General features: G+C 41.0%; 20 protein-coding genes. 7 read left to right on the forward strand and 13 right to left on the reverse strand.

Translation table 11 applies throughout. From position 1 onward, the window contains the following. Window positions 1–9: 9 nt before the first annotated feature. From ribD to ABM313_RS02645, 5 genes are all read right to left on the reverse strand, one after another. Window positions 10–1,125 carry a bifunctional diaminohydroxyphosphoribosylaminopyrimidine deaminase/5-amino-6-(5-phosphoribosylamino)uracil reductase RibD gene (gene ribD / locus ABM313_RS02625; RefSeq protein ID WP_434686146.1) on the reverse strand — a complete coding sequence of 372 codons (1,116 nt, stop codon included), beginning with the start codon at window positions 1,123–1,125 and terminating at the stop codon, window positions 10–12. Window positions 1,126–1,319: 194 nt separating this feature from the next. Continuing rightward, complete coding sequence (locus tag ABM313_RS02630) at window positions 1,320–3,962, reverse strand: adenylate/guanylate cyclase domain-containing protein (protein ID WP_434686147.1); 2,643 nt, start codon at window positions 3,960–3,962, stop codon at window positions 1,320–1,322. Window positions 3,963–4,027: 65 nt separating this feature from the next. After that, the gene (locus ABM313_RS02635) at window positions 4,028–6,199 is read right to left on the reverse strand and encodes an adenylate/guanylate cyclase domain-containing protein (protein ID WP_434686149.1); all 2,172 of its coding nucleotides are present in this window, start codon (window positions 6,197–6,199) and stop codon (window positions 4,028–4,030) included. Between the two features lie 222 nt (window positions 6,200–6,421). Continuing rightward, window positions 6,422–7,957, reverse strand: a complete 1,536-nt coding sequence (locus ABM313_RS02640) for an adenylate/guanylate cyclase domain-containing protein (RefSeq protein ID WP_434686150.1) — start codon at window positions 7,955–7,957, stop codon at window positions 6,422–6,424. A 169-nt stretch (window positions 7,958–8,126) separates the two neighbouring features. After that, entirely contained in the window at window positions 8,127–8,348 is a 222-nt protein-coding gene (locus ABM313_RS02645; protein ID WP_281008124.1) for an RNA-binding S4 domain-containing protein, read from the reverse strand. 152 nt (window positions 8,349–8,500) lie between these two features. Here ABM313_RS02645 and ABM313_RS02650 point away from each other — a divergent pair, with 152 nt between their 5' ends. Together ABM313_RS02650 and ABM313_RS02655 are read left to right on the forward strand one after the other, a co-directional pair. Continuing rightward, the gene (locus ABM313_RS02650) at window positions 8,501–10,126 is read left to right on the forward strand and encodes a peptide chain release factor 3 (protein WP_434686152.1); all 1,626 of its coding nucleotides are present in this window, start codon (window positions 8,501–8,503) and stop codon (window positions 10,124–10,126) included. 46 nt (window positions 10,127–10,172) lie between these two features. Beyond that, a complete protein-coding gene (locus ABM313_RS02655) occupies window positions 10,173–10,370 on the forward strand; it encodes a hypothetical protein (RefSeq protein ID WP_434686153.1) in 198 nt (65 codons plus the stop codon). A gap of 75 nt (window positions 10,371–10,445) precedes the next feature. Here ABM313_RS02655 and ABM313_RS02660 read toward each other — a convergent pair whose 3' ends face one another. From ABM313_RS02660 to ABM313_RS02675, 4 genes are all read right to left on the reverse strand, one after another. After that, window positions 10,446–10,715 carry an AT hook motif protein gene (locus tag ABM313_RS02660; protein WP_434686154.1) on the reverse strand — a complete coding sequence of 90 codons (270 nt, stop codon included), beginning with the start codon at window positions 10,713–10,715 and terminating at the stop codon, window positions 10,446–10,448. After that, window positions 10,699–10,974, reverse strand: coding sequence for a BrnT family toxin (locus ABM313_RS02665; protein WP_434686155.1), 276 nt, complete (start codon window positions 10,972–10,974; stop codon window positions 10,699–10,701). Before ABM313_RS02665 ends, ABM313_RS02660 begins: the two co-directional genes overlap by 17 nt. Window positions 10,975–11,112: 138 nt before the next feature. Next, window positions 11,113–11,424 (reverse strand): HigA family addiction module antitoxin, encoded by a 312-nt coding sequence (locus ABM313_RS02670; protein WP_434686157.1) that lies wholly within the window; start codon window positions 11,422–11,424, stop codon window positions 11,113–11,115. A 9-nt stretch (window positions 11,425–11,433) separates the two neighbouring features. Next, window positions 11,434–11,715 carry a type II toxin-antitoxin system RelE/ParE family toxin gene (locus tag ABM313_RS02675; protein ID WP_434686158.1) on the reverse strand — a complete coding sequence of 94 codons (282 nt, stop codon included), beginning with the start codon at window positions 11,713–11,715 and terminating at the stop codon, window positions 11,434–11,436. A 232-nt stretch (window positions 11,716–11,947) separates the two neighbouring features. Between ABM313_RS02675 and ABM313_RS02680 the strand changes: the two genes are divergently transcribed. Together ABM313_RS02680 and ABM313_RS02685 are read left to right on the forward strand one after the other, a co-directional pair. After that, window positions 11,948–12,550: a hypothetical protein gene (locus tag ABM313_RS02680; RefSeq protein ID WP_434686159.1), complete on the forward strand. Its 603-nt coding sequence runs from the start codon at window positions 11,948–11,950 to the stop codon at window positions 12,548–12,550. 381 nt (window positions 12,551–12,931) lie between these two features. Continuing rightward, on the forward strand, window positions 12,932–15,163 hold the full coding sequence (locus tag ABM313_RS02685) for an NADP-dependent isocitrate dehydrogenase (RefSeq protein WP_434686160.1): 2,232 nt from the start codon (window positions 12,932–12,934) through the stop codon (window positions 15,161–15,163). Window positions 15,164–15,328: 165 nt separating this feature from the next. On the opposite strand, the gene ABM313_RS02690 is transcribed toward ABM313_RS02685, so the two are convergent. Next, a complete protein-coding gene (locus ABM313_RS02690) occupies window positions 15,329–17,065 on the reverse strand; it encodes an ATP-binding protein (RefSeq protein ID WP_434686161.1) in 1,737 nt (578 codons plus the stop codon). A gap of 71 nt (window positions 17,066–17,136) precedes the next feature. Continuing rightward, complete coding sequence (locus tag ABM313_RS02695) at window positions 17,137–17,838, reverse strand: SRPBCC family protein (protein WP_434686162.1); 702 nt, start codon at window positions 17,836–17,838, stop codon at window positions 17,137–17,139. An 18-nt stretch (window positions 17,839–17,856) separates the two neighbouring features. Here ABM313_RS02695 and ABM313_RS02700 point away from each other — a divergent pair, with 18 nt between their 5' ends. Beyond that, window positions 17,857–18,546: a phosphoribosylanthranilate isomerase gene (locus ABM313_RS02700; protein WP_434686164.1), complete on the forward strand. Its 690-nt coding sequence runs from the start codon at window positions 17,857–17,859 to the stop codon at window positions 18,544–18,546. 137 nt (window positions 18,547–18,683) lie between these two features. Here ABM313_RS02700 and ABM313_RS02705 read toward each other — a convergent pair whose 3' ends face one another. Continuing rightward, entirely contained in the window at window positions 18,684–20,150 is a 1,467-nt protein-coding gene (locus tag ABM313_RS02705; protein ID WP_434686165.1) for a cryptochrome/photolyase family protein, read from the reverse strand. A gap of 144 nt (window positions 20,151–20,294) precedes the next feature. On the opposite strand from ABM313_RS02705, the gene ABM313_RS02710 reads away from it, so the two are divergent. Beyond that, on the forward strand, window positions 20,295–20,942 hold the full coding sequence (locus tag ABM313_RS02710; RefSeq protein ID WP_434686167.1) for a Uma2 family endonuclease: 648 nt from the start codon (window positions 20,295–20,297) through the stop codon (window positions 20,940–20,942). A 181-nt stretch (window positions 20,943–21,123) separates the two neighbouring features. On the opposite strand, the gene ABM313_RS02715 is transcribed toward ABM313_RS02710, so the two are convergent. Continuing rightward, window positions 21,124–22,938 (reverse strand): SpoIIE family protein phosphatase, encoded by a 1,815-nt coding sequence (locus ABM313_RS02715; protein WP_434686168.1) that lies wholly within the window; start codon window positions 22,936–22,938, stop codon window positions 21,124–21,126. A gap of 336 nt (window positions 22,939–23,274) precedes the next feature. Between ABM313_RS02715 and ABM313_RS02720 the strand changes: the two genes are divergently transcribed. After that, window positions 23,275–25,809, forward strand: coding sequence for a glycogen/starch/alpha-glucan phosphorylase (locus tag ABM313_RS02720; protein WP_434686169.1), 2,535 nt, complete (start codon window positions 23,275–23,277; stop codon window positions 25,807–25,809). Window positions 25,810–25,846 lie beyond the last annotated feature (37 nt).

Consider the following 25,846-nt stretch of genomic DNA (forward strand, 5'->3'; position numbering starts at 1 on the left):
CCTATCACATTAGTTTAGATAGCCAGTAATTAAGAAGTCTGTACCAACTTGTTGAAACTGCGATCGCACTAGACTCATTGCATCAGTCATCATCATTAATCCTAGATCATCAATAGGACTAGGAGCCGTAAATCCCCCAATTAACTTAGGCGCGATAAAAGCATAAACTTTTTGTACCATTTTAGCCTTAATGGCGACTGCACCTAAACGTCCTCCGCATTCCCATAAAACTGTATTACAACCTCGCTTCCCCAACTCTTGCATCACAAATTCAGGAGATATGTCATCTAGTTCGAGAACTTCAACTTGGCGATCGCGTAGCTTTTGCTTTAATTGAAGATTGACATCAGGTAGAGTGATGACCAAAGTTTTTTCAGTATCTGTAACTTTCCATAAATTAGCTTCATCAGGCAGATCACAACTTTGAGTAATGACTACTCGCAAAGGACAATGATCGCTCAACCCATGAGTATTTAAGTGGGGATTATCGAGCCTAACAGTATTGCCACCCGTAATAATTGCATCACATCCTACTCTCAAGTCATGCACTAAATGTCGTGCCTCTGCACCAGTAATCCAATAGCTATGCCCTGAAGGTGTCGCTATTTTGCCATCAAGAGTCATCGCATATTTAAAAATGCCAAAGGGCAAATTCGTTTTCATGCGATGGAAGAAGGCTTCATTGAGATTCCAACATTGCTGTTCTAAAATACCTGTAATAACTTTCACACCTGCCGCCAGCAAGCGATCGCGCCCAGTCCCAGACACTTGTGGATTAGCATCGATCGCCCCAATGACCACCTCACCAATCCCTGCTTTGATAATAGCTTCCGAACAGGGAGGCGTGCGTCCGTAATGATTGCAAGGTTCTAGATTGACGTATAAAGTAGCATCTTGTAGATCCTCACCTGTTTGCTGCGCGGCGCGAATTGCGAACACCTCTGCATGAGGTTCCCCTGCCTTAGGATGGAAGCCTTCACCTAGTATCTGTCCATTTTTCACAATTACACTTCCCACCATCGGATTTGGGGCAGTTTTGCCTCGCGCCTTTTTAGCAAGATCAATACAACATTGCATCCAGCGATCGTGCTGTGATGTTGATTTTTTATCTATGTTTTCTAACATGTAGGCTATCTAAAAATTGTAAATCTATAGTTAATGCTAAATCAGATTGTGCAAGCAAATAGTAGAGGCAATTCATGAATTGCCTCTACTATAGCTGCCGTCGATTGTGTTAGGACACCAAAAAGAGAAGGGCGGTGCTTCGCGCCGCCCTTCTCTTTTTAGATTTTATGGGCAAAAGCTATATTTGCTGATTCCTACAGTTTTCCTATTAAGAAATAAGTAGTCATTACCCCTTTACCTTTGATATCGATCGTTTTTTGAGGATCGAATTGGAACTTGTCCTTTAAAACTTGATAGGTTACCTCCGTAACTTGAATGCAACCTGCAACACCATGAGACTCCATACGGCTAGCAATATTCACCGTATCTCCCCAAAGATCATAGATGAATTTTTTCTTGCCAATTACACCTGCGACAGCCTGCCCAGTATGAATACCGATCCTCAACTTAAAAGGACTACCATCAGGACGGATAAACCTATCAATTGATTGTTGCATGTCTAAAGCCATAGAGGCAACTGCTTCAGCATGATCAGGACGTGGCACAGGCAGCCCACCTACTGCCATATAAGAGTCTCCAATCGTTTTGATTTTTTCTAACCCATAGAAGTCAACTAAACGATCAAATTCGGAAAATATCTCATTGAGCATATGGACGAGTTCATTAGCTGATACTGAAGATGCAAATTCTGTAAATGATACGATGTCTCCAAATAAGACTGTTACTTCGTCAAAGGTATCAGCAACAATCGCGCCGCTAGGTTTTAATTTGGAAAGGGTAGAATTTGTGAATATTTCAGAAGTACTTTTAATCGGAATACTGGTAGGCGTATAAATCGGAGAAGATTTCAATCGCTCAGCGATCGCCTTTGGTAAAACGTTAAGTAGTAGGCGTTCTGAACGCATTTTTTCAACGCGCAAGTCATCTTCGGCGCGGCGGCGTTCTTGAGCTTCCATTCCTAAAGACAGTAACTCTGACAGAGAATTGGCAAAGCTAATTTCTTCAAGTAACCAAAAACGTTCTATTCCAATTTGTTCAAACATCAAAACACCAGTGATCTCACCACCAATGTCGAAGGATGATATTAATAGAGATACAATACCTAGAGGATGGAGATAAGATGGTCGTAGCTCGATCAATATTTCTTCTTCCTCGATATCTTCTATCACCAAGCTACGATTTTCTTGCAGCGCTGTAAAAAAGTTCGGAAATTCATCTGTTCCCAGAAAGTCAGCTTCGCTGTGGGTATTACTACTTTTGATATAAAGATCGAGACAATGCAATCTAGTTTTCGTATTGTCAAATAGCCAGACACTCACGCGCTCAACATCTAGAGTCTGACTAGCCGTTTCAGTAATATTCTGCACTGCTATAATAAAGTCTCCCAAGTTAAGTGCTTTATTTTTAGTGAGATTGATTAAGATCTTTTGTTGGCGGCGCAGTTGTTGCTCTCGACGTTGCAACAAAAAATTACTCCGTTGCAGCGATAGCTGAGAATCAGCTAGTTCACTGGTTCTTGATTGAACTCGAGACTCTAATTCTGTATTAGCTTTTTCAAGACGATTAAAGGATTCGGTCAGCATTTCTGCCATTCGATTAAATGACTCAGATAAAACTTTGACTTCACTTGTGCCTTGCACTGATACCCTAGAGTCTAAATCTCCATTAGCGATCGCTTGAGAAGCACCACTTAACTTGAGCAATGGTTCTGTAATGTAACGCGCTGTCATCATGCCAATCAAGATCGCACAACCTAACGCAGCCAGACTAAACAAGATTGTTATTTGTTGGCGATGATTAATTTGTTCCATAAAACTAGATTCGGGTAATACCACCACAATCAGCCAATCTAGTCCATCACGATCGCTCCAAGGCTGCACTTGAATAAAATATTTTCGACCTTCAAGGTTGGGTTCTAGGTATTCTTTATCTTGAATCGAATTAAACCCACCAAATTCATTAACTAAATAGCGAGCCGTCGCCCGTGACAAAGGATCTCTACTATTGAGAATATTTAGGCGTTGAGGATTGCCATTGATAATTGAAAACGTCTTTTCACTACTAGAAGTCCCTACGACTAGCCCTGATCGCTCAATTATAAAAATGCGTCCTGATTGATCTGATTTTAGCTCATTTAAAAAGGAATTCAATTGCGTGAGAATGAAATCAACACCTAGCACCCCAATGATTTTGCGATCGCGTTCATAAAGTGGATAGCTATGAGAAATTGATAAGACTTCAGGGCGATCAACCCATTGATAAATTCTTGACCATGTTGGCTTACCTGCTTTGATAGCATCTGCATACCAGCCCTCTTCTCGGACATCTTCATCAGTTTCAATTATTTCTTGCAATTTTTGGCGATTACCTTTCCGATCAGTTGAAAAACTCGCAGTTTTAGTAATTCCTCTCGCTAAAGTTGTCTCATTAATTACTATTTTTCCATTATCTTTACGTTCAACACCAATAAACTCTTGGTTATCAAAAGCAAAGTTAATATAGCCAACTTTATATAGATTAATTTGTGTCCAAAAGAATGCCCCTACTTGCTGAAAATTCTTTAAATTGAGCATTCCTAACTTTACGGCATTAGCATTAGTTTGATTAATCTGTGGTGGTACTTGTAAATAGTTATCAAGTTTTGTACTTATACGATTGCTAACCTCTCCACTCAATTGGGTTGCTAGTTCCCCAACTGCTTTCTGTCCATTCCGAAAAGAGAAGACCCCAACTACGCCAACAGCTATGCAGATCTGCACTACAAAAGGGACGACTAAAATCAAAGTTAACGGGATATTTCTAAATAATTTCGGTGTATATGAGATTTTCAACATCATGTGTAACCAATTTATCTTGAAGATATGTGGTGCAGTTCATGCAGTGCTCTTACGATGACATCTTGCTAAATCTCAGTTCGTCCTTTAAGTATATAAGTGATCATTTCTCCTTTGCCTTTGATATTAATTGCTTTTCTTTGTTCAAGTTGATATTTGTTTTTTAAAAGTTGATAGGTTGCTTCAGTTACTTGGATGCACCCAGCAACACCGTGTGACTCCATCCGACTTGCCACATTAACCGTATCGCCCCACAGATCATAAATGAACTTTTTAGTACCGATTACACCTGCGATCGCCTGTCCCGTATGAATACCGATTCGCAGTAAAAATGGACTACCATCTAAACGCTTAAATTTCTGAATCGATAATTGCATTTCTAGAGCCATTTCAGCGATCGCCTCCGCATGATCTTTACTTGGTACTGGCAGTCCACCCACCGCCATATAGGCATCACCAATAGTTTTAATCTTTTCTAAATCATACAAATCCACAAGGCGATCAAATTCCGAAAAAATATCGTTTAGACAGTTGACCAAATCACTTGCCGAAATAGCCGCAGCATACTCCGTAAAATTGACAATATCCGCAAATAAAACCGTAACTTCATCAAAGGCATCGGCAACGATCGCTCCATTTACACCATTATCCAGATTATCTAACATCGGATCTATGGTCTGATCTAGTAGCATCTGGTTAGAGTATGTCTCAGAGACTTTATTGGCTACAGCCTTTGACTGTGACAATTTCAAACGCTCTACAATCTCTTGGGGTAGAACATTTAACAATAAACGTTCCGACTTCATCTGCTCAATTCGCAACTTCTCTTCAGCCCGATGACGCTCTTGAGACTCCATTCCCAAAGACAATAAGTCTGCCAAAGAGCTTGCAAAACTATCTTCTTCAGGTAGCCATAAACGCTCTACATCAGTATGTTCAAAGAGCATAATGCCTGTTACTTGACCATCGACTTCAAAGGATTTAATTAATAAAGATACAGTTCCTGAAGGTTTAAAATGTGAATCAATTAGTTCTTGCAAGCATTCTTCTTCTTGCACATCTTCTACCGCGATCACATGTCTTGATCGGAGAATTGCAAAAAACTTGGGATAATTCTGGGAAGTTAAAAAATCTGCTTCTGTATGAGTATTGGTACTTTTAATATATAGATCAAGACAAAGTAATAGAGTTTGAGTCTTATCAAACAGCCAAATACTCACGCGCTCCACATTTAAAGCATGGCTACCTGTACGGGTGATGTTTTGCACAACATCAATAAAATTTCCTCGATTAATTGATTTGTCTTTAGTTAAACTAAATAGAACATCTTGCTGCTTAAGAAGTAAACTTTCACGACGGCTTAGCAAAAAATTAGTACGCTGAAGAGAAGCTTTTGAGGCATTTAATTCATGAGTTCTTTCTTGAACCCGTAATTCTAATTCTTGATTTGCTCTTTCTAGATTTAGAAATGAGTTGGTGATCATTTCAGCCATCATATTAAAAGATTCTGAAAGCATTTTAATCTCACTAGTTCCTTCTAACTTGACTCTAGTGTCAATCTTACCGTTAGTAATTGCCTGTGAAGCTTCACTAAGTTTGCGTAGAGGTGTGCTAATCGATCTAGCTGTAATCATCCCAATTAAGATGGCGATCGCCAATACTGCCCAGCACATCAAAATCATCGTCTGGGTATAGTTTTGGGCAGAGCCAGTGAATTGGGAAGCAGGTACAACAATGATAATTAACCAATCTAGTCCAGAGTCATCTTGCCAATTTTGGACACGAATGAAATATTCTTCCCCACCTAAAATAGCTTCTATATGTTCAGATCTTTGAATTGCATCAAATCTGCCATACATTTTTAGTAAATATTTGGCTGTTGTTTGTGATAGAGCATCTTTACTATCTAGAATGTTTAGTCGCTGAGGCTTGCCATCAACAAGCAACAAATTTGATTCTGAAGTAGAAGATCCAACGATTAAACCCGATCGCTCAATTACAAAAAAACGCCCATTGTTACCATATTTCAATCCCCGTAGAAATATACTAATCACATCAACATTTGCCTGATTGTTTACCTGATTATTTTGCGGTAGCAAATGTAAATGGTGATTAAGCTCTGTACTAATGCGTTCGCCTATTTCACCGCTTAAACTTTCGGCGATCGCATTTACTCTTTGTTGTCCATTGTGAAAAGTGAATAGCCCAACTACTCCTGTAGCTAGACAAATCTGAATCACAAAAGGAACAACTAAAACAAATTTAAGTGGAACTTTTTTGAATGATTTAGTTATATAAGAGTCTATTGGCAATATTTTAAACATTATGCATAATGACTTGCGTTAAAGATAGCAAAATCTTATTTTAGAGGAGCGTAATTCGATGAGAAATCCATACAAATCATTTAAGTTTACTCTATCAGGTAAAAAAGCTTAAGCCCATTGTTACAAGCTTTAAGGCTGCTATATTCGACCTTTAAGTAGATAAGTAATCATTTCTCCTTTACCTTTAATATTAATCGCATTTCTCTGTTCAAATTGATATTTGTTTTTTAGAAGTTGATAGGTCACTTCAGTAACTTGGGTGCACCCAGCAACACCGTAGGACTCCATGCGACTGGCGACATTAACTGTATCTCCCCACAAATCGTATATAAATTTCTTAGTGCCAATGACACCCGCGATCGCATGTCCAGTATGAATACCAATCCGCAACGAAAAGTCACTACCATCAGACCTCTTAAATTTTTGAATCACCGTTTGCATCTGTAAAGCCATTTCAGCGATCGCCTCTGCATGATCTGCACTTGGCACGGGCAGCCCACCCACAACCATATAAGAGTCACCGATAGTTTTAATTTTTTCCAAATCATACTGTTCCACAAGGTGATCGAACTCTGAAAAAATTTCGTTGAGGACATTTACCAATTCACTAGCAGAAATAGAAGCAGCATATTCGGTAAAGTCCACAATATCAGCAAATAGAACCGTAACCTCTTCAAAGGAATCCGCAATAATTGTGCCACTAGTTTTTAAATGAACTTTGGTCTTTAACTGCACAGACTTCAAACGCTCAGCAATCTCCTGAGGCAAAACGTTTAGCAAGAGACGTTCTGACTTTTTCTGTTCGACTCGTAAGCTTTCTTCTGCACGTCGCCGCTCTTGAGCCTCCATTCCTAAAGCCAATAAATCAGATAGAGAATTAGCAAAACTAATTTCCTCTTCTAACCACAAATGCTCAATCTCAGTATGTTCAAAAGCAAGTATACCCATGATTTCACCACCCACTTCAAACCTAGACAATAGAATTGAAACAATATCAAAGGGTTTGCAGTATGTGGTAACTAATTCCTGAAGCATATCCTCCTCTTGCACATCTTCGATCGCAATGCTGCGGTTTTCTAGTAGCGCTGCAAAAAAGCTAGGATATTCCTTCGCTGTTAAAACCTCAGATTCAGTATGTAGATGGATACTTTTTTGATATAGGTCTAGACAATGTAATACTGTTTTACTTTTATTAAAGAGCCAAATACTGACCCGCTCGACATTTAAGGCATAACTTCCTGTTCTTGTAATATTCTGGACAGCAACAATAAAATCACCTTGGTTGATCGCCTTATCTTTGGTCAAATCAAACAAAACGTTTTGCTGTTTTCTCAGTTGCTGTTCACGTCGATACAAAATAAAGTTTGTCCTTTGCAGCGATGCTTTTGAGGCATCTAACTCATAGCTTCTTTCTTGGACAAGGGACTCTAATTCCTGATTTGATTTTTTTAAGCGTTGTAAAGTCACAAGGCTCGATCGCACCAAAACGATCACAATTGTGATTAGGAGAGCCACACCGCTTAGCGACACCAGCAAGATCGGCTCACTAATATTTTCGATATTCAGGATGCTTAAGTGTTGTGATTTAGGATCTAACTGACTATCAAAATTGCCATTAAGTAGATTTCTCAGCCAAAAAACTATTGCGGTAATTTGCAAACCAAAAACTGCCACTAAAGCAATGATTAGCGGTACATTTTGAAAAAGATTAGCAAAATAACTAGTGGTCAGAGGTTTAGGGTAACAAATACTAAGTCCAATTTATGCTTTCATGCTAGCCCGATCACTAATAGTGGTCAATTCGCACAATTGCTGACTTATATAGTGGTGTAGAGGCGCGTCTCTACACCACATCAATCACAAAGCCATAACCGCTTACTCTTTGCCCTGCACGAATTTTGCAACCCTTGCGTAATTCAACCTGACCATCAACCTCAACATCACCATCGATAATCATCAATTTTGCTACGCCACCAGTATCAGCAACCCCACAAACTTTCAATAAGTTGCACAAAGTTATATACTCACTCGTCAATTCAAATTTTTCGTGGATTATTTCTGGCATTATTTTTAGCTAAAGATATCGAAAATCAAGCATTAATTTTTTTGTAAAAGCCGCGCTCGCGTGGCTTTTACAAAAAAATCTGGGTTTTGCGTTAAAAAGTAAGCATAATAGATGCAGTAACTATAAATCTAAAAAAGTTCGTTAAAATTTCCATGAGTCAACTGTGGCAAGAGTTAGAGCGCGAAGTCGAACGGCGACGTACCTTTGCAATTATTTCCCACCCTGATGCGGGGAAAACAACATTAACCGAAAAACTATTGCTATACGGAGGTGCGATTCACCTTGCGGGTGCGGTCAAGGCTAGAGCCGCCCAACGTCATGCCACGTCAGACTGGATGGAATTAGAAAAGCAACGCGGAATTTCGATCACTTCGACAGTGTTGCAGTTTGACTATATGGGCTATTGCATTAATCTGCTGGATACCCCTGGACATAAAGACTTTAGTGAAGATACCTATCGCACCCTTGCGGCAGCTGATAATGCAGTGATGCTCGTTGATGGGGCAAAGGGGCTTGAGCCACAAACCCGCAAATTATTTGAAGTTTGTCGGATGCGATCGCTGCCCATTTTTACGTTCATCAACAAGATGGATCGCCCCACCCGTGAGCCTCTGGAGCTACTTGATGAAATCGAGAAAGAATTAGGGATTACACCCTATGTGATGAATTGGGCGATCGGTACGGGGGATCAGTTTAAAGGTGTGTATGATCGCGCTAGCAAAACGGTGCATTTATTTAAGCGTAGCGTTCACGGACAGCGAGAAGCTGATGTCAATATCTATCCATTTGATGATCCCCAAGCGATTAAGTTTATTGGCAAGCAGCTTTACGATCAGCTTTTAGAGGATTTAGAAGTTCTTGATTCTGTTGGTGCAGAATGGAATACGCAGGATTTGCATCGTGGTAAGCTCACACCGATTTTCTTTGGTAGTGCGATGACGAATTTTGGCGTGGAATTATTCTTAAAATCTTTCCTTGAATGTGGTTTAACTCCATCCGTTCACGATAGCTCAAGCGGTGAAGTCTCACCCACTGATGAGGATTTCTCAGCGTTTGTGTTCAAACTCCAAGCAAATATGGACCCACGCCACCGCGATCGCATTGCCTTTGTGCGGGTTTGCTCTGGCAAGTTCGAGAAAGACATGAGTGTGACCCATTTACGAAGTGGCAAAAACATTCGGTTATCCCATGCTCAAAAGTTATTTGGTCAAGATCGTGAGGCGATCGACGTTGCCTATGCAGGCGATGTGATTGGTTTGAATAATCCAGGGATGTTTGCGATCGGTGACACGATTTATCTCGGCAAAAAGCGCCAATATGCAGGGATTCCCTGCTTTTCGCCAGAGCTATTTTGTACTCTTCGCAATCCTAATCCCTCTAAGTTCAAACAATTCCGTAAAGGCATATCGGAGTTGCAAGAAGAAGGCGCAATTCAAATCATGTATTCCGTGGATGAAGCCAAGCGCGATCCGATTCTTGCGGCTGTCGGTCAGTTACAGTTTGAAGTTGCTCAATACCGCCTTCAAAGTGAATATAATGTCGAAACGATGTTGGAATCTATGCCCTATTCGGTAGCACGATGGGTTGATGATGGCTGGGATGCTCTCGAAGCAGTTGGCAGGTTATTTAACACAATGGTGGTCAAAGATAGCTGGAATCGCCCTGTCCTCCTATTTAAGAACCAATGGAACTTAAATCAAGTGGAGGCTGATCATCCGAAGTTAAAATTAAAGGCGATCGCGCCAATTGCCGAGATAACCAAAGCTAACGTTAATTGATTCTCAAAATGTTTCTCAACTTCAGGCGAGTCGATTTTGACTCGCTTTGATTGCTAGGAATCTCCTCAAAAGTGCGGGCTATGACATTGAGAGTTCTGCTGAGTATATGGATGCGATCGCTCAAGGATGGCTTATGGCAAGACAAGCTAAGCCTCTATTTGGTATAGATTGGAAGTCTTTATGGTCAACGTCTCTCAATGAGGTTCGTGATGGTTTCAATATTAAGAGCAGTTTCAATCTCTAAAAAGGGGAAAGTGCGATCGCTATATCTCAAACATGGGATATCAACCAAAACAATCGCGATCGCCCAATACTAAAATCAAACAGTGATCGCCTTGAGAAGTACTTCATTAATGATTACTTGATACTCAACTCCTTTTTTTTCTGCTTCAGCTTTTGCCCAAGTAATTATTTTAGGATGTAGCTTAATAGAAATTGATTGGTAATTTTCTATTTCGTTTTTAAGTGAAGATTTACTCTGCGTGAGGTTGATTCCAAATTGTTGCTTAATAGCTTTTTCAGCAGCTATTACTTCTGATTCACTAATTCTTCTTGCATTAGCAAAAGGAAACTCAGTTTGATTCGGCATACTTTTTTCTCTCCGATTTACTTGCAGGTCTAGTGCTGATGATTCTAATAGTCTCTTCTCTCATTGTGAAAATCACTACTAATATACGATTTTCGTATGATTTCCCAATAATCCATTCTCTTTTTTCTATTATTGAATGAGTTGGATCAGGCGCGATTAAAGCTAATGTATCTGTCCATACGGTTGTTGCTTCTTCAAAGGAAATTTTGTGCTTTTGTTGATTTTGCTGTTGTTTGTTTGCATCCCATTCAAATTTCATGCCTTTAGCGTATACAAATTATTATAGCCAGTGACTAGTTTTCATCATATCGACTACTGAATAATAGCCTCTCCACAAAAAATCAACCAGCGATCGCCCCCCTCAACACCCCCAAACACGATCGCCTCTCCACAAAAATCACACAGCGATCGCCCTATCTAAAACTGCAACTTCCATTTTTAATTTTTCGCCAACTTCATCTTCAGCTATATCTAAATCATAATCCATTTGCAATCCAAGCCAAAATCTGGGGGACATATTGAAATAGAACGCTAAGCGAATAGCAGTATCTGCGGTAATACGTCGCTTACCGTGAATGATTTCGTTGATACGTCGTGCGGGAACTCGAAGAGCCAATGCTAGTTGATTTTGACTCAAGTTCATCGGCTTGAGAAATTCTTCTAGAAGAACTTCTCCAGGATGGATTGGATTAAGTTTATCTTCGTTCATTTTGATTCCTCAATGATAATCAACAATTTCCACGTTGAAAGCGTCATCATTTAGCCATTCAAAGCAAATACGCCATTGATTGTTAATCCGAATGCTATATTGACCTTCGCGATCGCCACTTAGTCTTTCTAATCGATTTGCTGGTGGAATACGAAGTTCTTGAAGGGTTGGCGACTGGTTTAGCATACGTAATTTTCGCAAGGCTACTTGCTGAATTTCTGGTAGCAATTTGCGCGATCGCTGTCTTTCAAAGATTTTCTGAGTTTCTTTATCCTTAAAGCTTCGGATCACGATCAAGGAATAGTAAGTTTATATTCGTATTATATAACGTAGCGCGTTAAATGTAAAGGGTTATACCAGCGATCGCCACTCAACCCCAAAAATCACGATCGCTACTCCATAAAAATCAAACAGCAATCGCTCTTAGCAGACCTTTGAGCAAATAGTAGAATTTCAGACTTTTGAAAATGAATGAAGTAAAATAAAACAAATTGAACTTTAGTGCTAATTGGAACACAAACATATGGATCCTGCAACAATAGGTGTTTTAGGTGTTTTAGCATCAGCGTTAATTTCTGCTTTTGTTGCTCATCAAACATCTTCCTTGCAACTAAGAGTTAATACCGATCAACAATTTAGTCTTTTGTTGTTTCAAAATAGGCTGGAATCATATCGTTCTCTATATAAGCATCTAAGCGATTTTATTAAAATCCTTAATTTTGGAAAACTTTCAGATCAAGGTGTGTTAGACACAGCAATATCCAGAGATGATGTTGTTCAATTTCTTCTAGGGCTTGAAAAATGGGATAGTGAAAATGCGATCTACTTGACTAATTACACATCTGGAATATGTATAAAGCTACGTAAAGAGCTTTACCAGCTTATCAGTAAAAGTAATGAATACTTTAAGTCTGAGTTGGGAATTGGTTCTTTAGCTAGGGAAATGCTTTACAGAAATATCGCAGGATTGGAAGCAGCTATTAAAAATGAGATTGGAGTATATGCAATTAGACCATTCCCAACCAACACTGACTTCAAACCTATTTCTACATACGAGGAGTCAAGAAAATATGCAATAGACGCAAAAGAAAGGCTTAAAGCGTTGCCTGATAGTGATCAATTATAAGGGTTCTGGAGCGAATAACAATTGTGGTGCAATAGAATTTTGTAGCCCAACAACGCAGATTTTTTAAAGATATTACACTCTGGATAACTAAAAACTTTACAAAGAATTGATACACGCCAGTTAAAGTTGTCTATTTCGAGTCAAGATTAGGCAATCAAAAATGATTTGCTTCATTGTTTGAGTTCGGATAAGTTATCGGCAATTCCTTTCAGGATGTGTCCCTTCGCAAAGAAAAATAGTTTTTAACTGATCGCAGATAACCTTCAATATTTTAGGATTTTTGGTAAGGCAAATTTCTAGATGCTAACGATACTAATCGGGTTAACTAAGCCATGTATCATTTAATCTGTAATAGATCCGCAAAAAATCCGCCCCATTGACATGAGCAATCAAACCTCAAAAATCACCTATACCTTTACCGATGAAGCTCCAGCCCTAGCTACTTACTCTCTACTGCCAATCGTCCAAGCTTTTACAAAAGCCGCCGACATTGAGGTTGAACTCAAAGATATTTCTCTAGCTGGGCGGATTATTGCGAATTTCCCTGAATACTTAACCGAAGCGCAGCGTCAACCCGATGCCCTTGCGGAACTGGGCGCTTTGGCGCAAACTCCTGAAGCATATATCATCAAGCTCCCGAATATTAGCGCCTCCCTGCCACAGTTAACGGCAGCGATCGCCGAGTTACAAGCTAAGGGTTACAACATTCCCAACTATCCTGCTGACCCGCAAACTGAGGAAGAGAAGGCGATTAAAGCGAAATATTCTAAGGTTTTGGGCAGTGCGGTTAATCCAGTATTGCGCGAAGGTAATAGCGATCGCCGTGTCGCCTCAGCCGTCAAAGAATTTGCTCAAAAGCATCCCCATTCCGTTGGTGCATGGTCAAAGGATTCTAAATCCCATGTGGCGCATATGACTGAGGGGGATTTCTACGGTAGCGAGAAATCAGTGATAATTCCCAAAGCAGGCGTAGTCAAGATTGAATTAACCACAGCCGATGGTTCCATTCAAGTTCTCAAGGAAAAAACAACTGTATTGGAAGGGGAAGTCATTGATGCTTCGGTGATGAGTGTCAAGGCTTTGCGGGAGTTTTATGCTCAAGAAATTGCCAAGGCAAAGGTAGAAGATATTTTGCTATCACTCCATGTCAAGGCAACGATGATGAAGATCTCTGACCCGATTCTATTTGGTCATGCGGTGACGGTCTATTATCAAGATGTATTTGAGAAGTATGCGGATACTTTCAAGCAATTGGGCATCAATCCAAATAATGGATTGGGCGATGTTTACGCCAAGATTCAATCTTTACCTGATGAACAGAAGAATGCGATCGCCGCAGATTTGCAAGCGGTTTACGAGAAGCAACCACGTTTAGCAATGGTTAATTCTGATAAGGGAATTACGAATCTTCATGTTCCTAGCGATGTGATTATTGACGCATCAATGGCGGCAACCATTCGCACCTCTGGCAAGATGTGGGGAGCAGATGGCAAGGCTTATGACACTAAGGCAATGATTCCCGATCGCTGTTATGCCACTATTTATCAAGCTTGTATCGAATTCTGTCAAGAAAATGGAGCCTTTGATGTCACCACGATGGGGAATGTTGCTAACGTGGGCTTGATGGCTCAGAAAGCGGAGGAATATGGCTCCCATGATAAAACCTTTGAGATTCCTGCGGATGGCGTGGTGCGGGTTAGTGATGAAACGGGGACAGTTCTCATTGAGCATTCTGTTGCTAAGGGTGACATCTGGCGGATGTGTCAAACTAAGGATTTACCAATTCAAGATTGGGTGAAACTGGCGGTTAATCGCGCCAGAGCAACAGGCAATCCAACAATTTTTTGGCTCGATGAACATCGTGCCCATGATGCGAATTTGATTACTAAGGTGAAGACCTATTTGCAAGACCATGACACCACAGGGTTAGATATTCAGATCATGGCTCCTGTGGCGGCGATGAAATATACCTGTGAGCAGATTAAGGCGGGTAAAAATGTAATTTCTGTAACTGGTAACGTTTTACGAGACTATCTCACGGATCTATTCCCAATTCTGGAATTGGGAACCAGTGCCAAAATGCTCTCGATTGTGCCATTGTTGGCAGGTGGTGGGCTGTTTGAAACGGGTGCGGGTGGTTCTGCTCCGAAACACGTTCAGCAGTTTCTCGAAGAAGGACATTTACGTTGGGATTCCCTTGGCGAATTTTTAGCGATCGCCGTTACCCTCGAAGACCTCGCACGCAAAACCAATAATGAGAACGCGAAGATCTTGGCGATCGCTCTAGATCAAGCCAACAGTCTCTATCTCAATAATGATAAATCGCCTTCCCGCAAAATTGGCGGCATTGATAATCGTGGCAGTCATTTTTATATCGCGCTTTACTGGGCACAGGCTCTAGCGGAACAGGATCAGAATTTGGAACTTAAGTCAAAATTTGCTGAGTTGGCGAAGATCTTGGCGGATAAGGAAAGCCAAATTATTCAAGAATTGAGTGCCGTTCAGGGTCAATCCGTCGATATTGGCGGCTATTATTTTGCAGATCCTGATAAGGCTAATCAAGCGATGCGCCCTAGTCAGACTCTGAATGAGGCAATTAATTCACTCCATTGATACCAATTCCCGAAGCCCTGCACTCAAGTGCGGGCTAAAAGCTCAAACCCGTTGAAACGGGTTAATTTATAGTATTCTGTAGTCCACTTCAGTGGACTTGAGCTTTTAGCCAAGAACTTGAGTTCTTGGGTTATTTGCGTAAATCATATAGATTACAGCAATTGCTTAAAGTCGCTTCACTTTACTTTTTAGAACTTTTTCTTCCACTTCATTAATTTGGACTTCTCGCAACCTCGTTGCATAGGCAGGGAAAGGAAATCCAACCAGTAATGGGGATGGAACTTCAGGCTGATGGATAAACATACTGCCAGATTTTAATAATAGCGATCGCTTCCGACAAGCTCCAGTCAAAAAGTTATATTCAGGTCGTTCCACTTCGGCAGAGTCAAGACGACCAACTACGCGCACTGCCGCCTGTCCGACCACACGACGTTCTACTTCTGAAGCAGTTTGTTGTGCGCCGATTAAGATAATGCCAAGCGATCGCCCCCGCTCCGCAATTTCCACTAGCAAGTCTTTAATAGGGCTACGACCTTCCTTAGGTGCATATTTATTCAACTCATCAAGAACAATGAAAACTACAGGATATTGACCGCGCTTTTCCTTTTCCATGAAGAGCTTTTGAAGCAATACACCCACCACAAACTTTTGAGCTTTGCTGCCGAGCTTGTTGATATCAGCGATCGTTAACTGATATTCCGCCGCTAGTGGATCGAGTTGATATTTTTGCAACTCCTCCGCAGGGAGATCACCACGAATCAAATGCCCCATTTCGTCAGCAATACCCCATAAACGTCTAGTTAGGGCTTCGGCTGTTGCAGGTGTATTGCGACCAAGCCATTTCTGATCTGCATTTTCTACTAATTTATCTTCAAGAAATAAAATTAAATCCCGAAATGTTTCTACCTTATCTTTGCCATCTTCCCCATAGGCATCATCTAAATCCAGACTAGCTCTAGGTAAAAATCCTAGCTTCCTATCATATTTATCATTATCCATCGCTAGTCTGGCTAGGCGCTCTTCAACAATGCTAGCCAGAAAGCCAATATTTCCGCGTTCGAGATCATCTCCTGCAAATAAAAAGCGAAATAAGCGATCGCGACAAAATTCACGCATTCCCCACACATAGGCGGAAATATTATCGGAACGCTGATCGAGGTGTGGTTCTATTTCTTGGGTATTTTTCTTGGGCGCAACACAAAATCTTACATCCCTAAATGGCTCTACAGGCAAATCAAGGGCATGATAGGTATGGCGATCTTCCTCTCGCATTTTATTGTTGGGTTTATCTAAGAAAAATAAATCTTCCCCTTTGACATTAAAAATGAGTGCTTTTGTATTCGCTCTCTTAGAACCCAAAGCCGCCGAATTAAAAATAGAATGTAGTAAAAACAAAGCAAAAGAAGTCTTCGTTGCTACCCCTGAAATCCCTGAAATATTGACATGAGCGCCCTTTGTGCCATCAATAAATTCATAGTTCAAATAGGCTGGACTTCCATTTCGCATAACTCCTGCGGAGATGCGTTGCTCCATGCCATCGAAATTTAGCGCAAATCGGAGATTCTCATCTTCGGCTAAATAGACAGCATCGCTCGGTTGTGGTGGTAAATATTCTTCAGGCTCAATGCGTGTGACTTGAATATGCGCGGCATAGGACACATTCACAGGCATACTGCCAGTAGTAACCAGAAATGTATCCGTATCAAATTGGGTTCCTTCATGGATCGTTCTCACATGATCGACCACACCATAAAAGTTGACGATGCCCTTTTTGTCGGGGCGATCGGTTTTTACTTGCACAACATCATCGAGACGAAGGACTTTGCCATCACTTACGGCTACCCAAAACTCAAGCGGGGTTGCATCTTTGGTTCCTAATATGTATCCAATCGGCTCGATCATGTGATTAATTATGAAGATTAATGATTTGAGAACAAGACAGAATTTACTATGCAAATTCTGTCTTGTTTTGATTATCTATTTCTACTTGCAACTTCTTGCTTAATAGCTTGCAAGGTGTCATCTAAAGCTTCTTTGAAAATGCTATAAAAAGCGTCAGTAGGTGTACCACCCTTGGGCTGAGCATTAACAGTGTAAGTAATCAAAATTTGAGTAGGTGGACGACGTGGCACGGTAGAGACAGGTTCTATTTTCCAATATCCTTCCATTTTGGCAAGATCCCCATCAACAAGTCGAAAATCAATTTGTTTGCGATCGGTCTCCTGAATGGCAAGTTTAGTACGCGAGACAATCGAAACTAAAAAGACTTGACGTGAATCTACTTGCTCGATCACCTTGCGATTACCACGACTTTCAAGAATTTTACTAGAAGTCATGTTGGGAATAAATTTGTAGAGATTAGCATAGTCGGTCAAAACTCGCCAAACTGCATCAGTTGAGGCGGTGATTAATACACGCGCTACATATTTACCATTACTACCTGTGACTACAGTTTGCCCCTTACGCAGAGAATCACGCTGGATCGAAGGTAATCGATCAACTGGTCCATCAAATAGGGCGGCTCGGGCTGGGAGCGTTGGTGTACAGCAAGCGATCGCGATCGCCATAAACATCGCTGATCCTGCGGAAAGTTTTGTCACGATTTTCTTGCCTAATTTCTGACCTAGTTTTTGATGGGATTGCATAGACTTTAGATAGGATGAATACTCTGTCATGGAATTAAGTTCTTGTGTATGTATATCAAAATTTGTGGGATTACGAAACTCGATCAAGCACAAGCGATCGCTCAAATGGGTGTAAATGCACTGGGATTTATTTGTGTAAGGGCTTCACCACGATATATCAGTGCAACTGCAATTGCTCAAATCACCTCTAGTTTACTCGTTGCTCAGTCGGAGAATGTGGGGGGTAGTCCCCAATTTGCCTCACTAGACTTGATTGGCGTATTTCTGAATGCAAGTTTTAGTGAAATTTGTGAAATCGTTACGCTAGCTGGACTAAATGCGGTGCAGTTACATGGGGATGAATCTCCAGAGTTTTGTGATCAGATGCGATCGCATCTCAACATTATTAACCCGAAAATCAAGCTGATTAAAGCATTGCGAGTCAAGGATCAAGCGGGTTTAGAGCAAGCACATCTTTTTAGTAGTGTAGTTGATGCAATTTTACTTGATGCTTACGATCCACATATGGCTGGAGGTACTGGTAAAACTCTGGATTGGCAGATGTTGCGCGATTTTCGTCCCAATTGTGACTGGTGGTTAGCAGGAGGACTATCTCCTGAAAATGTGACTGAGGCGATCGCTTTGGTAAATCCAAATGGTTTAGATGTATCCAGTGGGGTCGAACGTGCTGCTGGGGATAAAGATCTATCGAAAGTTGAGCAATTTGTGCAGAGATGCATTTGCGATCGCGCAGAGTAGTCCAGCACTCAAGTCCAGCACTCAAGTGCTGGCTAAAAGCTAAAACCCGTTGAAACGGGTTACGGAAAATTTTTTTTAGTCTGCTTCAGCAGACTTGAGCTTTTAGCCCGCACTTGAGTGCTGGGCTAATTCTGAGCTTAGGGGCTAGCTTTGCAATCTTTATAGATCTGCTTAAACTTTTGCTGCTGAATACTGTGATCGACTATTGGCAAAGGGTAATCACGTTTTTTACATTGATGTGGCGGAATATTGCCACTTAAAAGTTCGGCAGTCGTTAAGCCTTGTAATTCAGGTAACCAGCGCAAAATATACTCACCTTCAGGATCATATTTACGAGCTTGCGAGGCAGGATTAAAAATCCGCAAAGGTTTTGGGTCCATGCCACTAGAGGCACTCCATTGCCATCCACCATTATTTGCCGCTAGATCACCATCTAGTAATTTCTGCATAAAATAGCGTTCGCCCCATTGCCAATTAATGATCAAATCTTTTGTTAGAAAGCTAGCAACGATCATCCGACAACGGTTATGCATCCAGCCTGTTTGATTAAGCTGGCGCATCGCTGCATCAATAATCGGATAGCCTGTACGACCTTCACACCAAGCTATAAATTTTTCCTCATCATCATCCCAAGGGAAATTTCGCATCTGCGGACGATAGGCTCCTGTTTCGAGTTCAGGGAAGTAAAACAGCACATGCTGATAAAATTCGCGCCATGCAAGTTCTTGTTTCCATGTAGTGATCCCCGTGGCTTCCTCTTCACTACGGACAAGCTGCTCAGCCGCGGTCGCCTTTTCCCAAACCCTTCTAATCCCTACAGTCCCAAACCGCAAATGTGGGCTAAGGGTCGATGTACCCGCATGGGCAGGAAAATCCCGTTCAGTTTGATAGCGCAAGATCCCATTGCCATCACAAAAAGCTTCTAAAAGCTCCATAGCTGCGGCTTCACCAGCTTTCGGTAAAGTGATGTCATTGATAAATTTGAGTTCCCGCAAACTTGGCAAAGCCATTACAGGCAGATGCTCATAACTAGCTAAACCTGTTAATTTCTGAGGTGCATCAAAGGGTTTAGGCTTTGGCTTAGCTTGCCAATTGCGCCAAAAAGGAGTGTAAACCTTGTAAGGTTCTCCTGCTTGGGTAGCGATCGCATCGGGAGCAATCAAACCAATATCTATAAAACTTTGAACTTTAATTCCTAATTCTTGCAGGGCATTAGTTGCTTCGCGATCGCGTTTAATCGCAAATGGTTCAACATCTTGATTAAAAAAGACATGACTTGCCTTAACCGCCTTGGCTAATTCACAAATCGAATTTACAGGCTGACCATACATAAATAACAAATCACTGCCCAACCGCCGATAATTAGCTTGCAACTCCCGCAAGCAACCCAGCATAAAGTCAACCTTGCTACCTTCGGTCACACCATCGTCGAGAATATCAGGATCGAAAATGAATACCCCCAGCACGATCCCCTGATCGCCTACTTGCGCGATCGCCTCACTCAGCGCAGGATTGTCATCAATTCGCAAATCCCGTCGATGCCAGACTAAAGCGATCGGGTTTTGGGCGATCGGATTACCCGAATTACTGGCTGTTTTAGGCATAAATATCAATGTCTTTAAAAATATCTAAAAATTTTTCTATATGAGTCAGTTTAGCAAAAGCTTAGTGGTGCTTGGCTTTTGCTAAACTGAGGGAAGCGCAAAACGCTACACGCGCTCAAAATTCATGGTTTGGAGATTTCTGTCATGCCAGTCAAAATCGCGATCTCGCAAATTCAGCTAGATCAAGGGCAACGAGTCACCCTTGAAGATATTAACTGGCAAGAATTTGAAGACATTCTCGAAGATTTAGGCGAGCATCGTCACTCACTAATTGCTTATTACAAAGGAGTATTGGAAATTCGGATGCCATTGCCAGAGCATGAACGCGCTAAGGTTTTGATTTCAAATTTATTAGTTGTTTTGTTAGAAGAACTAGATTTGGAGTGGGAATCTTTAGGATCGACGACTTTTAAAAGTAAAAAAATGCAAGCGGGGATTGAGCCTGACGACTGCTTTTATATTCAAAACTACCAAGCGATGATTGGTAAACTACGCCTAAATCTTGATATTGATCCCGTACCTGATTTAGCGATCGAGGTGGACTTAACTTCAATTACCCAGATCAGTGCTTATGAAGCTTTAGCTACACCAGAAATCTGGCGATATAACAATGGGAAACTAGAGATTAGCGTATTTGAAGATGGTAAATACCTTAACTCTTCTGTTAGTAAATCTTTCCCATCAGTGCCAGTCATTGAAGGAATTTCTTTGTTTTTAGAAAAAAGTAAGAATAAGCCGATAAGTGTATTGCGACGAGAGTTTCGGCAATGGCTACAAACATTATCCATATAGCAATAAAATAACGTCAGTTCGATGAAAGCGAAAAATGGTAAGAATTGCTAAGTGGTTCTTACCACTTTCCGCTTTCGTCAAGCAAAGCACGACACAAATGCCTACATCAAACTCACGTTAAATAGACAAATCAAGACCCAAAATACAAGTAGCGGCGCTACTTGTATTTTGGGTTTATAGACTAGATTTTACGCTTTATAACCATAAAAGTAATATCATCAAGAACTTTGTGCGATCCAATAAATTCACGGACATCTTTTATTATAACTTCTCTGATTTGATCAATAGGTTGTTTATGTGATTCACTAATTACTTGGATTAATCGGTTTAGCCCATAATGTTGTTTACTTGGGTTCTCAGCTTCAGGAATACCATCAGTATATAACAAGACTATATCTCCCAAATCTAAGTGGATTTCCAACTCAAAGATAAATTCAGTAATCTCATCAGTTAATCCAATTGGAAATCCTAGAGAGTCTGTATCAATAATTTCTATCTCCCCATTTAACCGAACTACAATTACACTTTCATGCTGTCCACTTATATAGAGTTTATTGTCATGATAATCCATAAGAATCAGACTTAAACTCTTATCGCAATTCATGCGTTGAAGATTTTCATAGATTGTTTGATTAACCGTAGATAAAAATTTAACAGCATTTCCTTCTCCATTAATTAGTAAGGTTCGGATCGCAGTTTGTACCATAATCATGATTACGCCACTTTCTAAGCCATGTCCAGTAACATCCCCAATGCCGATTTTGATTCGCCCATTCCGCTGTAAAACATCATAATAATCACCACCCACTTCATCCGCAGGCTCCATAAATCCCACAATATCTAATTCTTTAATACTATTTAATTCTTTTTTTCTTGGTAAGATCATCTCCTGTAGCTTGCGAGTAACTGCTAACTCGGAACTCATTCGATAATTTTCTACAGTTAATCGTTGATTTAGAGAATTAATTTCTTGATTAGCTTTTATTAATTCTCTGGTACGCTCATCAATAATATTTTCAAGATTTCTGTTAATTTGATCTAACTGAGTATAAGCTTTATCTTTAAGGATAACTTGTTCCTGTAGTTTTTCTGAGGCTCGATTGTTTTCAGCAACTAAGGCTAAGACTGCAATTGTAGTAATTAACATTACCCCCATAAACAACTGCAAGAATATGAGAGAGTTACTCTCTTGAGAAACCTTATAAAAAACTCCAAATTTATAGGCAGTACTTACAGATGCAGCCATCGAAACAACCATCGCAATTAAGGTTGTAATTTTTGCTCCAAATCGAGAGGCAGACCATAGTAATGGTGGCAATAAAAAATATTCAATTGGTTGATTTTCTATCAGTATTAAACGGAAAATTATCGCTAAAATTAATAAACATAGAAATAGTTCTTTTTTGTCAAATTTATTGTCAGGATTATCATTGGATTTTATGCTTGAATGCTTGTTCCACCAAGCACAAATTAGAGGCGAAAATAGTAATACTCCGATCGCATCGCCAACCCACCACCCCCAAGTAACGCTCCAGTATATATCCCAAGGAATTAACCCAGCCCAAAATACAATTAAAGCTCCTAGCAAAGCTTGCAAAAGAGTTCCGCTAAAAGTAACAACAAGAGCAAACATGACAAAACGTTTAACGTATCCTAAGAAATCATTTGTCTTGTTGAAATGTATGACTAATGTGGTGGAGACTAAAGCACCGATCGCAGGTACAAGTCCGCCAAAAATAGCGAAAGGGAAAGGTACTTTAGAGGTAATAAAACTATTTATAGTTGCTCCCAAAAATATTCCTACCCATCGCGATCGCCCCCTTGACAATAAAGCTCCAACTGCTAGTCCAGCAGGGGGCCATACTGGAGAACCTAGCTGAGACTGTGGTAATTTCAACACTAATGCGCTTAATACAAAGTAACCCACTGCAATAATTAAGTTATCAATCCACCAAACAGTGCTGATTGTTTTTTTTGTCTTTAGCAATAATTTCATTTGGTCACAATATCAAAGTTTGCTGATAGCCCCCCAATGCTTTTGGGATGTTTGCTGCTCAAAATGTACTGTTTTGAACACTAGTACTATGCTGATTGGGACAGCGATCTGGTGCAGCTATTCCCTATAATCTCCAAAAGATAAGTAGGTAAATTTTTCATAAAAACTGAGCTAATGTCAGGAAACCGTAAATATTATGTCCTTCAAACATAAATTATCAGTTAATAAATGACCAACAACTCAAAGTTTGTGCTTGGATAGGACAAGGGGCATTACCCTCCGCCTTAGGGTCAGCAGAACGGCAATAAGACAAAGTAACCATTCAGGAATAATTCTATGCAAACAAATGTTGCTAATCAAACCAGCAATATTACGGTAGAAGACGATCGCACAGGTTTAAGTATCGAAACCCTCAAGCGTGCCTTTGCCGACAACCTGTTCTACATACAAGGCAAACTCGCTATTATTGCCAACTTCACCGACTATTACATGGCGTTGTCATACACCACACGCGATCGCCTATTGCAACGTTGGCTGCAAACACTCAAGGTGTACCACGAGCAAGACATCAAAACTGTTTACTACCTGTCAGCCGAGTTTCTGATGGGGCGACACCTTGGTAATAGCCTGATCAACCTTGATCTGTACGAGTCGATCGAACAAGCCGTCAGAGAGTCAGGACTAGACCTTACCGAAGTACTAGAGCAAGAACCCGATCCCGGACTTGGTAACGGTGGTCTCGGACGTTTAGCAGCTTGCTTCCTTGATTCCCTAGCCACTTTAGAAATTCCTGCTATGGGCTATGGCATTCGCTACGAATTTGGGATCTTCAATCAATCAATTCAACATGGCTGGCAGGTAGAAATCCCTGACAAATGGCTAAAGTGTGGCAACCCTTGGGAAGTCGTGCGCTACGAATCCACTGTACAAGTTAAATTTGGTGGACATACTGAGGTTTACAACGATGATCGTGGTCGTCCTCATACCCGTTGGATTCCCAGCTTCACCGTTGAAGGTATTCCTCACGACACCCCCGTCCCTGGTTATCAAACCAATACCGTCAATACCCTTCGTCTGTGGAAAGCCGAAGCAGGCGAAGACTTTAACTTCCAAGCCTTTAACTCTGGCGACTATGATGGCGCAGTGGCTACAAAGATCAAATCAGAGACTATTTCCAAAGTTCTTTATCCCAACGACAACACCCCTCAAGGTCGCCAGTTGCGATTAGAGCAGCAGTTCTTCTTCGTTTCTTGTTCACTCCAAGACATCATTCGTCGTCATCTCAAAAAATATAATCGTTTGGATAATCTCCCCGATCATGCGGCGATTCAGCTAAACGATACGCACCCTGCGATCAGCATCGCCGAAATGATGAGATTGCTAGTTGATGAGCATGAACTATTCTGGGATGAAGCTTGGCGAATCACCCAACGTACTTTTGCTTACACTAACCATACTCTCATGCCTGAAGCTCTAGAAAAATGGGGTGTTCCTCTATTTGAGAGCCTACTGCCTCGCCATTTAGAGATTATTTACGAAATCAATCATCGCTTTTTGCAAGATGTGCAAACTTGGTTCCCTGATGACAATGAACTATTATTACGCCTATCGATTATCGAAGAAGGCGGCGGCAAGAAGGTAAGGATGGCAAACCTTGCTACTGTTGGTAGTCACGCGGTCAATGGGGTCGCAGCTCTGCATACAGAATTGCTAAAACAAGATGTCTTGAGAGATTTCTATAAACTCTGGCCAGAGAAGTTTAATAACAAAACTAATGGTGTCACCCCACGCCGTTGGGTACTATTGGCGAACCCAGCTTTCGCCGAATTGATTACCGAGAAAATCGGTGACAGTTGGCTGAAGCATCTTGATGAGCTTCGCAAACTTGAAGCTTTCATTGACGATCAAGCTTTTCGCGATCGCTGGCGACAAGTCAAGCAAGCCAATAAGCAGAAGCTGGCTGACTACATCATGGCTCACAATTGTGTAGAAGTTGATGTCAACTCGATTTTTGATATCCAAGTGAAGCGCATCCATGAGTACAAACGTCAGCATCTTGATCTGCTGCATATCATTGGGCTGTATCTGAGGATTAAGCAAAACCCCAACATCAAGATGACTCCTCGCACCTTTGTATTTGGTGGTAAAGCGGCTCCTGGGTATTTCATGGCGAAGTTGATCATCAAAGCAATTAATGCTGTAGCCGATGTGGTCAATCGTGATCCCGATGTCCATGGACGGATTAAGGTTGTCTTCCTTGCTAACTTCAGTGCTTCTCTTGGGCAATTGATTTATCCAGCCGCCGACTTATCTGAGCAAATTTCTACCGCAGGTAAAGAAGCATCGGGTACTGGCAACATGAAGTTCACAATGAACGGTGCGTTGACAATTGGCACTTTAGATGGAGCCAATATTGAAATCCGTGAAGAAGTTGGCGAAGATAATTTCTTCCTCTTTGGTCTAACGGCGGCGGAAGTCGAGAAGATGAAGTACGAAGGTTACAATCCTCGCTACTACTACGAGAATAATGAAGAACTTCGCAATGTACTTGATCGCCTAGCGATGGGATATTTCTCTCCTGGCGAGAAGGACTTGTTCAAGCCTCTGGTTGACTCACTCTTAAACCATGACGAATATATGTTGTTGGCTGATTATCAAGCCTACTCAGATTGTCAGGCAAAGGTTAGTGATGCTTACCAAGATATTGAACATTGGACGACGATGAGTATCCTCAACGTAGCTCGTTCTGGTAAGTTCTCTTCTGATCGCACGATCAAAGAATATTGTGATGAGATCTGGAAAGTGAAACCCGTTAAAGTGGAATTGGAACCCTACGATCCTGCAAGGGCTACTCTCAATGTTGGTGGTTAATCTCTAAAGCTCAAAGAATAAAGGCTCGCTTAGCGAG

Source organism: Pseudanabaena minima str. Chao 2107 (assembly GCF_051131155.1).
Taxonomy (GTDB): Bacteria; Cyanobacteriota; Cyanobacteriia; order Pseudanabaenales; family Pseudanabaenaceae; genus Pseudanabaena; species Pseudanabaena minima.

Bases quoted from the DNA above. Each gene is read 5' to 3' on its own strand.
- ribD (WP_434686146.1), bottom strand. From the start codon at position 1,125: ATGTTAGAAAACATAGATAAAAAATCAACATCACAGCACGATCGCTGG.
- ABM313_RS02630 (WP_434686147.1), bottom strand. From the start codon at position 3,962: ATGATGTTGAAAATCTCATATACACCGAAATTATTTAGAAATATCCCG.
- ABM313_RS02645 (WP_281008124.1), bottom strand. From the start codon at position 8,348: ATGCCAGAAATAATCCACGAAAAATTTGAATTGACGAGTGAGTATATA.
- ABM313_RS02650 (WP_434686152.1), top strand. From the start codon at position 8,501: ATGAGTCAACTGTGGCAAGAGTTAGAGCGCGAAGTCGAACGGCGACGT.
- ABM313_RS02660 (WP_434686154.1), bottom strand. From the start codon at position 10,715: ATGCCGAATCAAACTGAGTTTCCTTTTGCTAATGCAAGAAGAATTAGT.
- ABM313_RS02665 (WP_434686155.1), bottom strand. From the start codon at position 10,974: ATGAAATTTGAATGGGATGCAAACAAACAACAGCAAAATCAACAAAAG.
- ABM313_RS02670 (WP_434686157.1), bottom strand. From the start codon at position 11,424: ATGAACGAAGATAAACTTAATCCAATCCATCCTGGAGAAGTTCTTCTA.
- ABM313_RS02680 (WP_434686159.1), top strand. From the start codon at position 11,948: ATGGATCCTGCAACAATAGGTGTTTTAGGTGTTTTAGCATCAGCGTTA.
- ABM313_RS02685 (WP_434686160.1), top strand. From the start codon at position 12,932: ATGAGCAATCAAACCTCAAAAATCACCTATACCTTTACCGATGAAGCT.
- ABM313_RS02690 (WP_434686161.1), bottom strand. From the start codon at position 17,065: ATGATCGAGCCGATTGGATACATATTAGGAACCAAAGATGCAACCCCG.
- ABM313_RS02695 (WP_434686162.1), bottom strand. From the start codon at position 17,838: ATGACAGAGTATTCATCCTATCTAAAGTCTATGCAATCCCATCAAAAA.
- ABM313_RS02700 (WP_434686164.1), top strand. From the start codon at position 17,857: ATGTATATCAAAATTTGTGGGATTACGAAACTCGATCAAGCACAAGCG.
- ABM313_RS02705 (WP_434686165.1), bottom strand. From the start codon at position 20,150: ATGCCTAAAACAGCCAGTAATTCGGGTAATCCGATCGCCCAAAACCCG.
- ABM313_RS02710 (WP_434686167.1), top strand. From the start codon at position 20,295: ATGCCAGTCAAAATCGCGATCTCGCAAATTCAGCTAGATCAAGGGCAA.
- ABM313_RS02715 (WP_434686168.1), bottom strand. From the start codon at position 22,938: ATGAAATTATTGCTAAAGACAAAAAAAACAATCAGCACTGTTTGGTGG.
- ABM313_RS02720 (WP_434686169.1), top strand. From the start codon at position 23,275: ATGCAAACAAATGTTGCTAATCAAACCAGCAATATTACGGTAGAAGAC.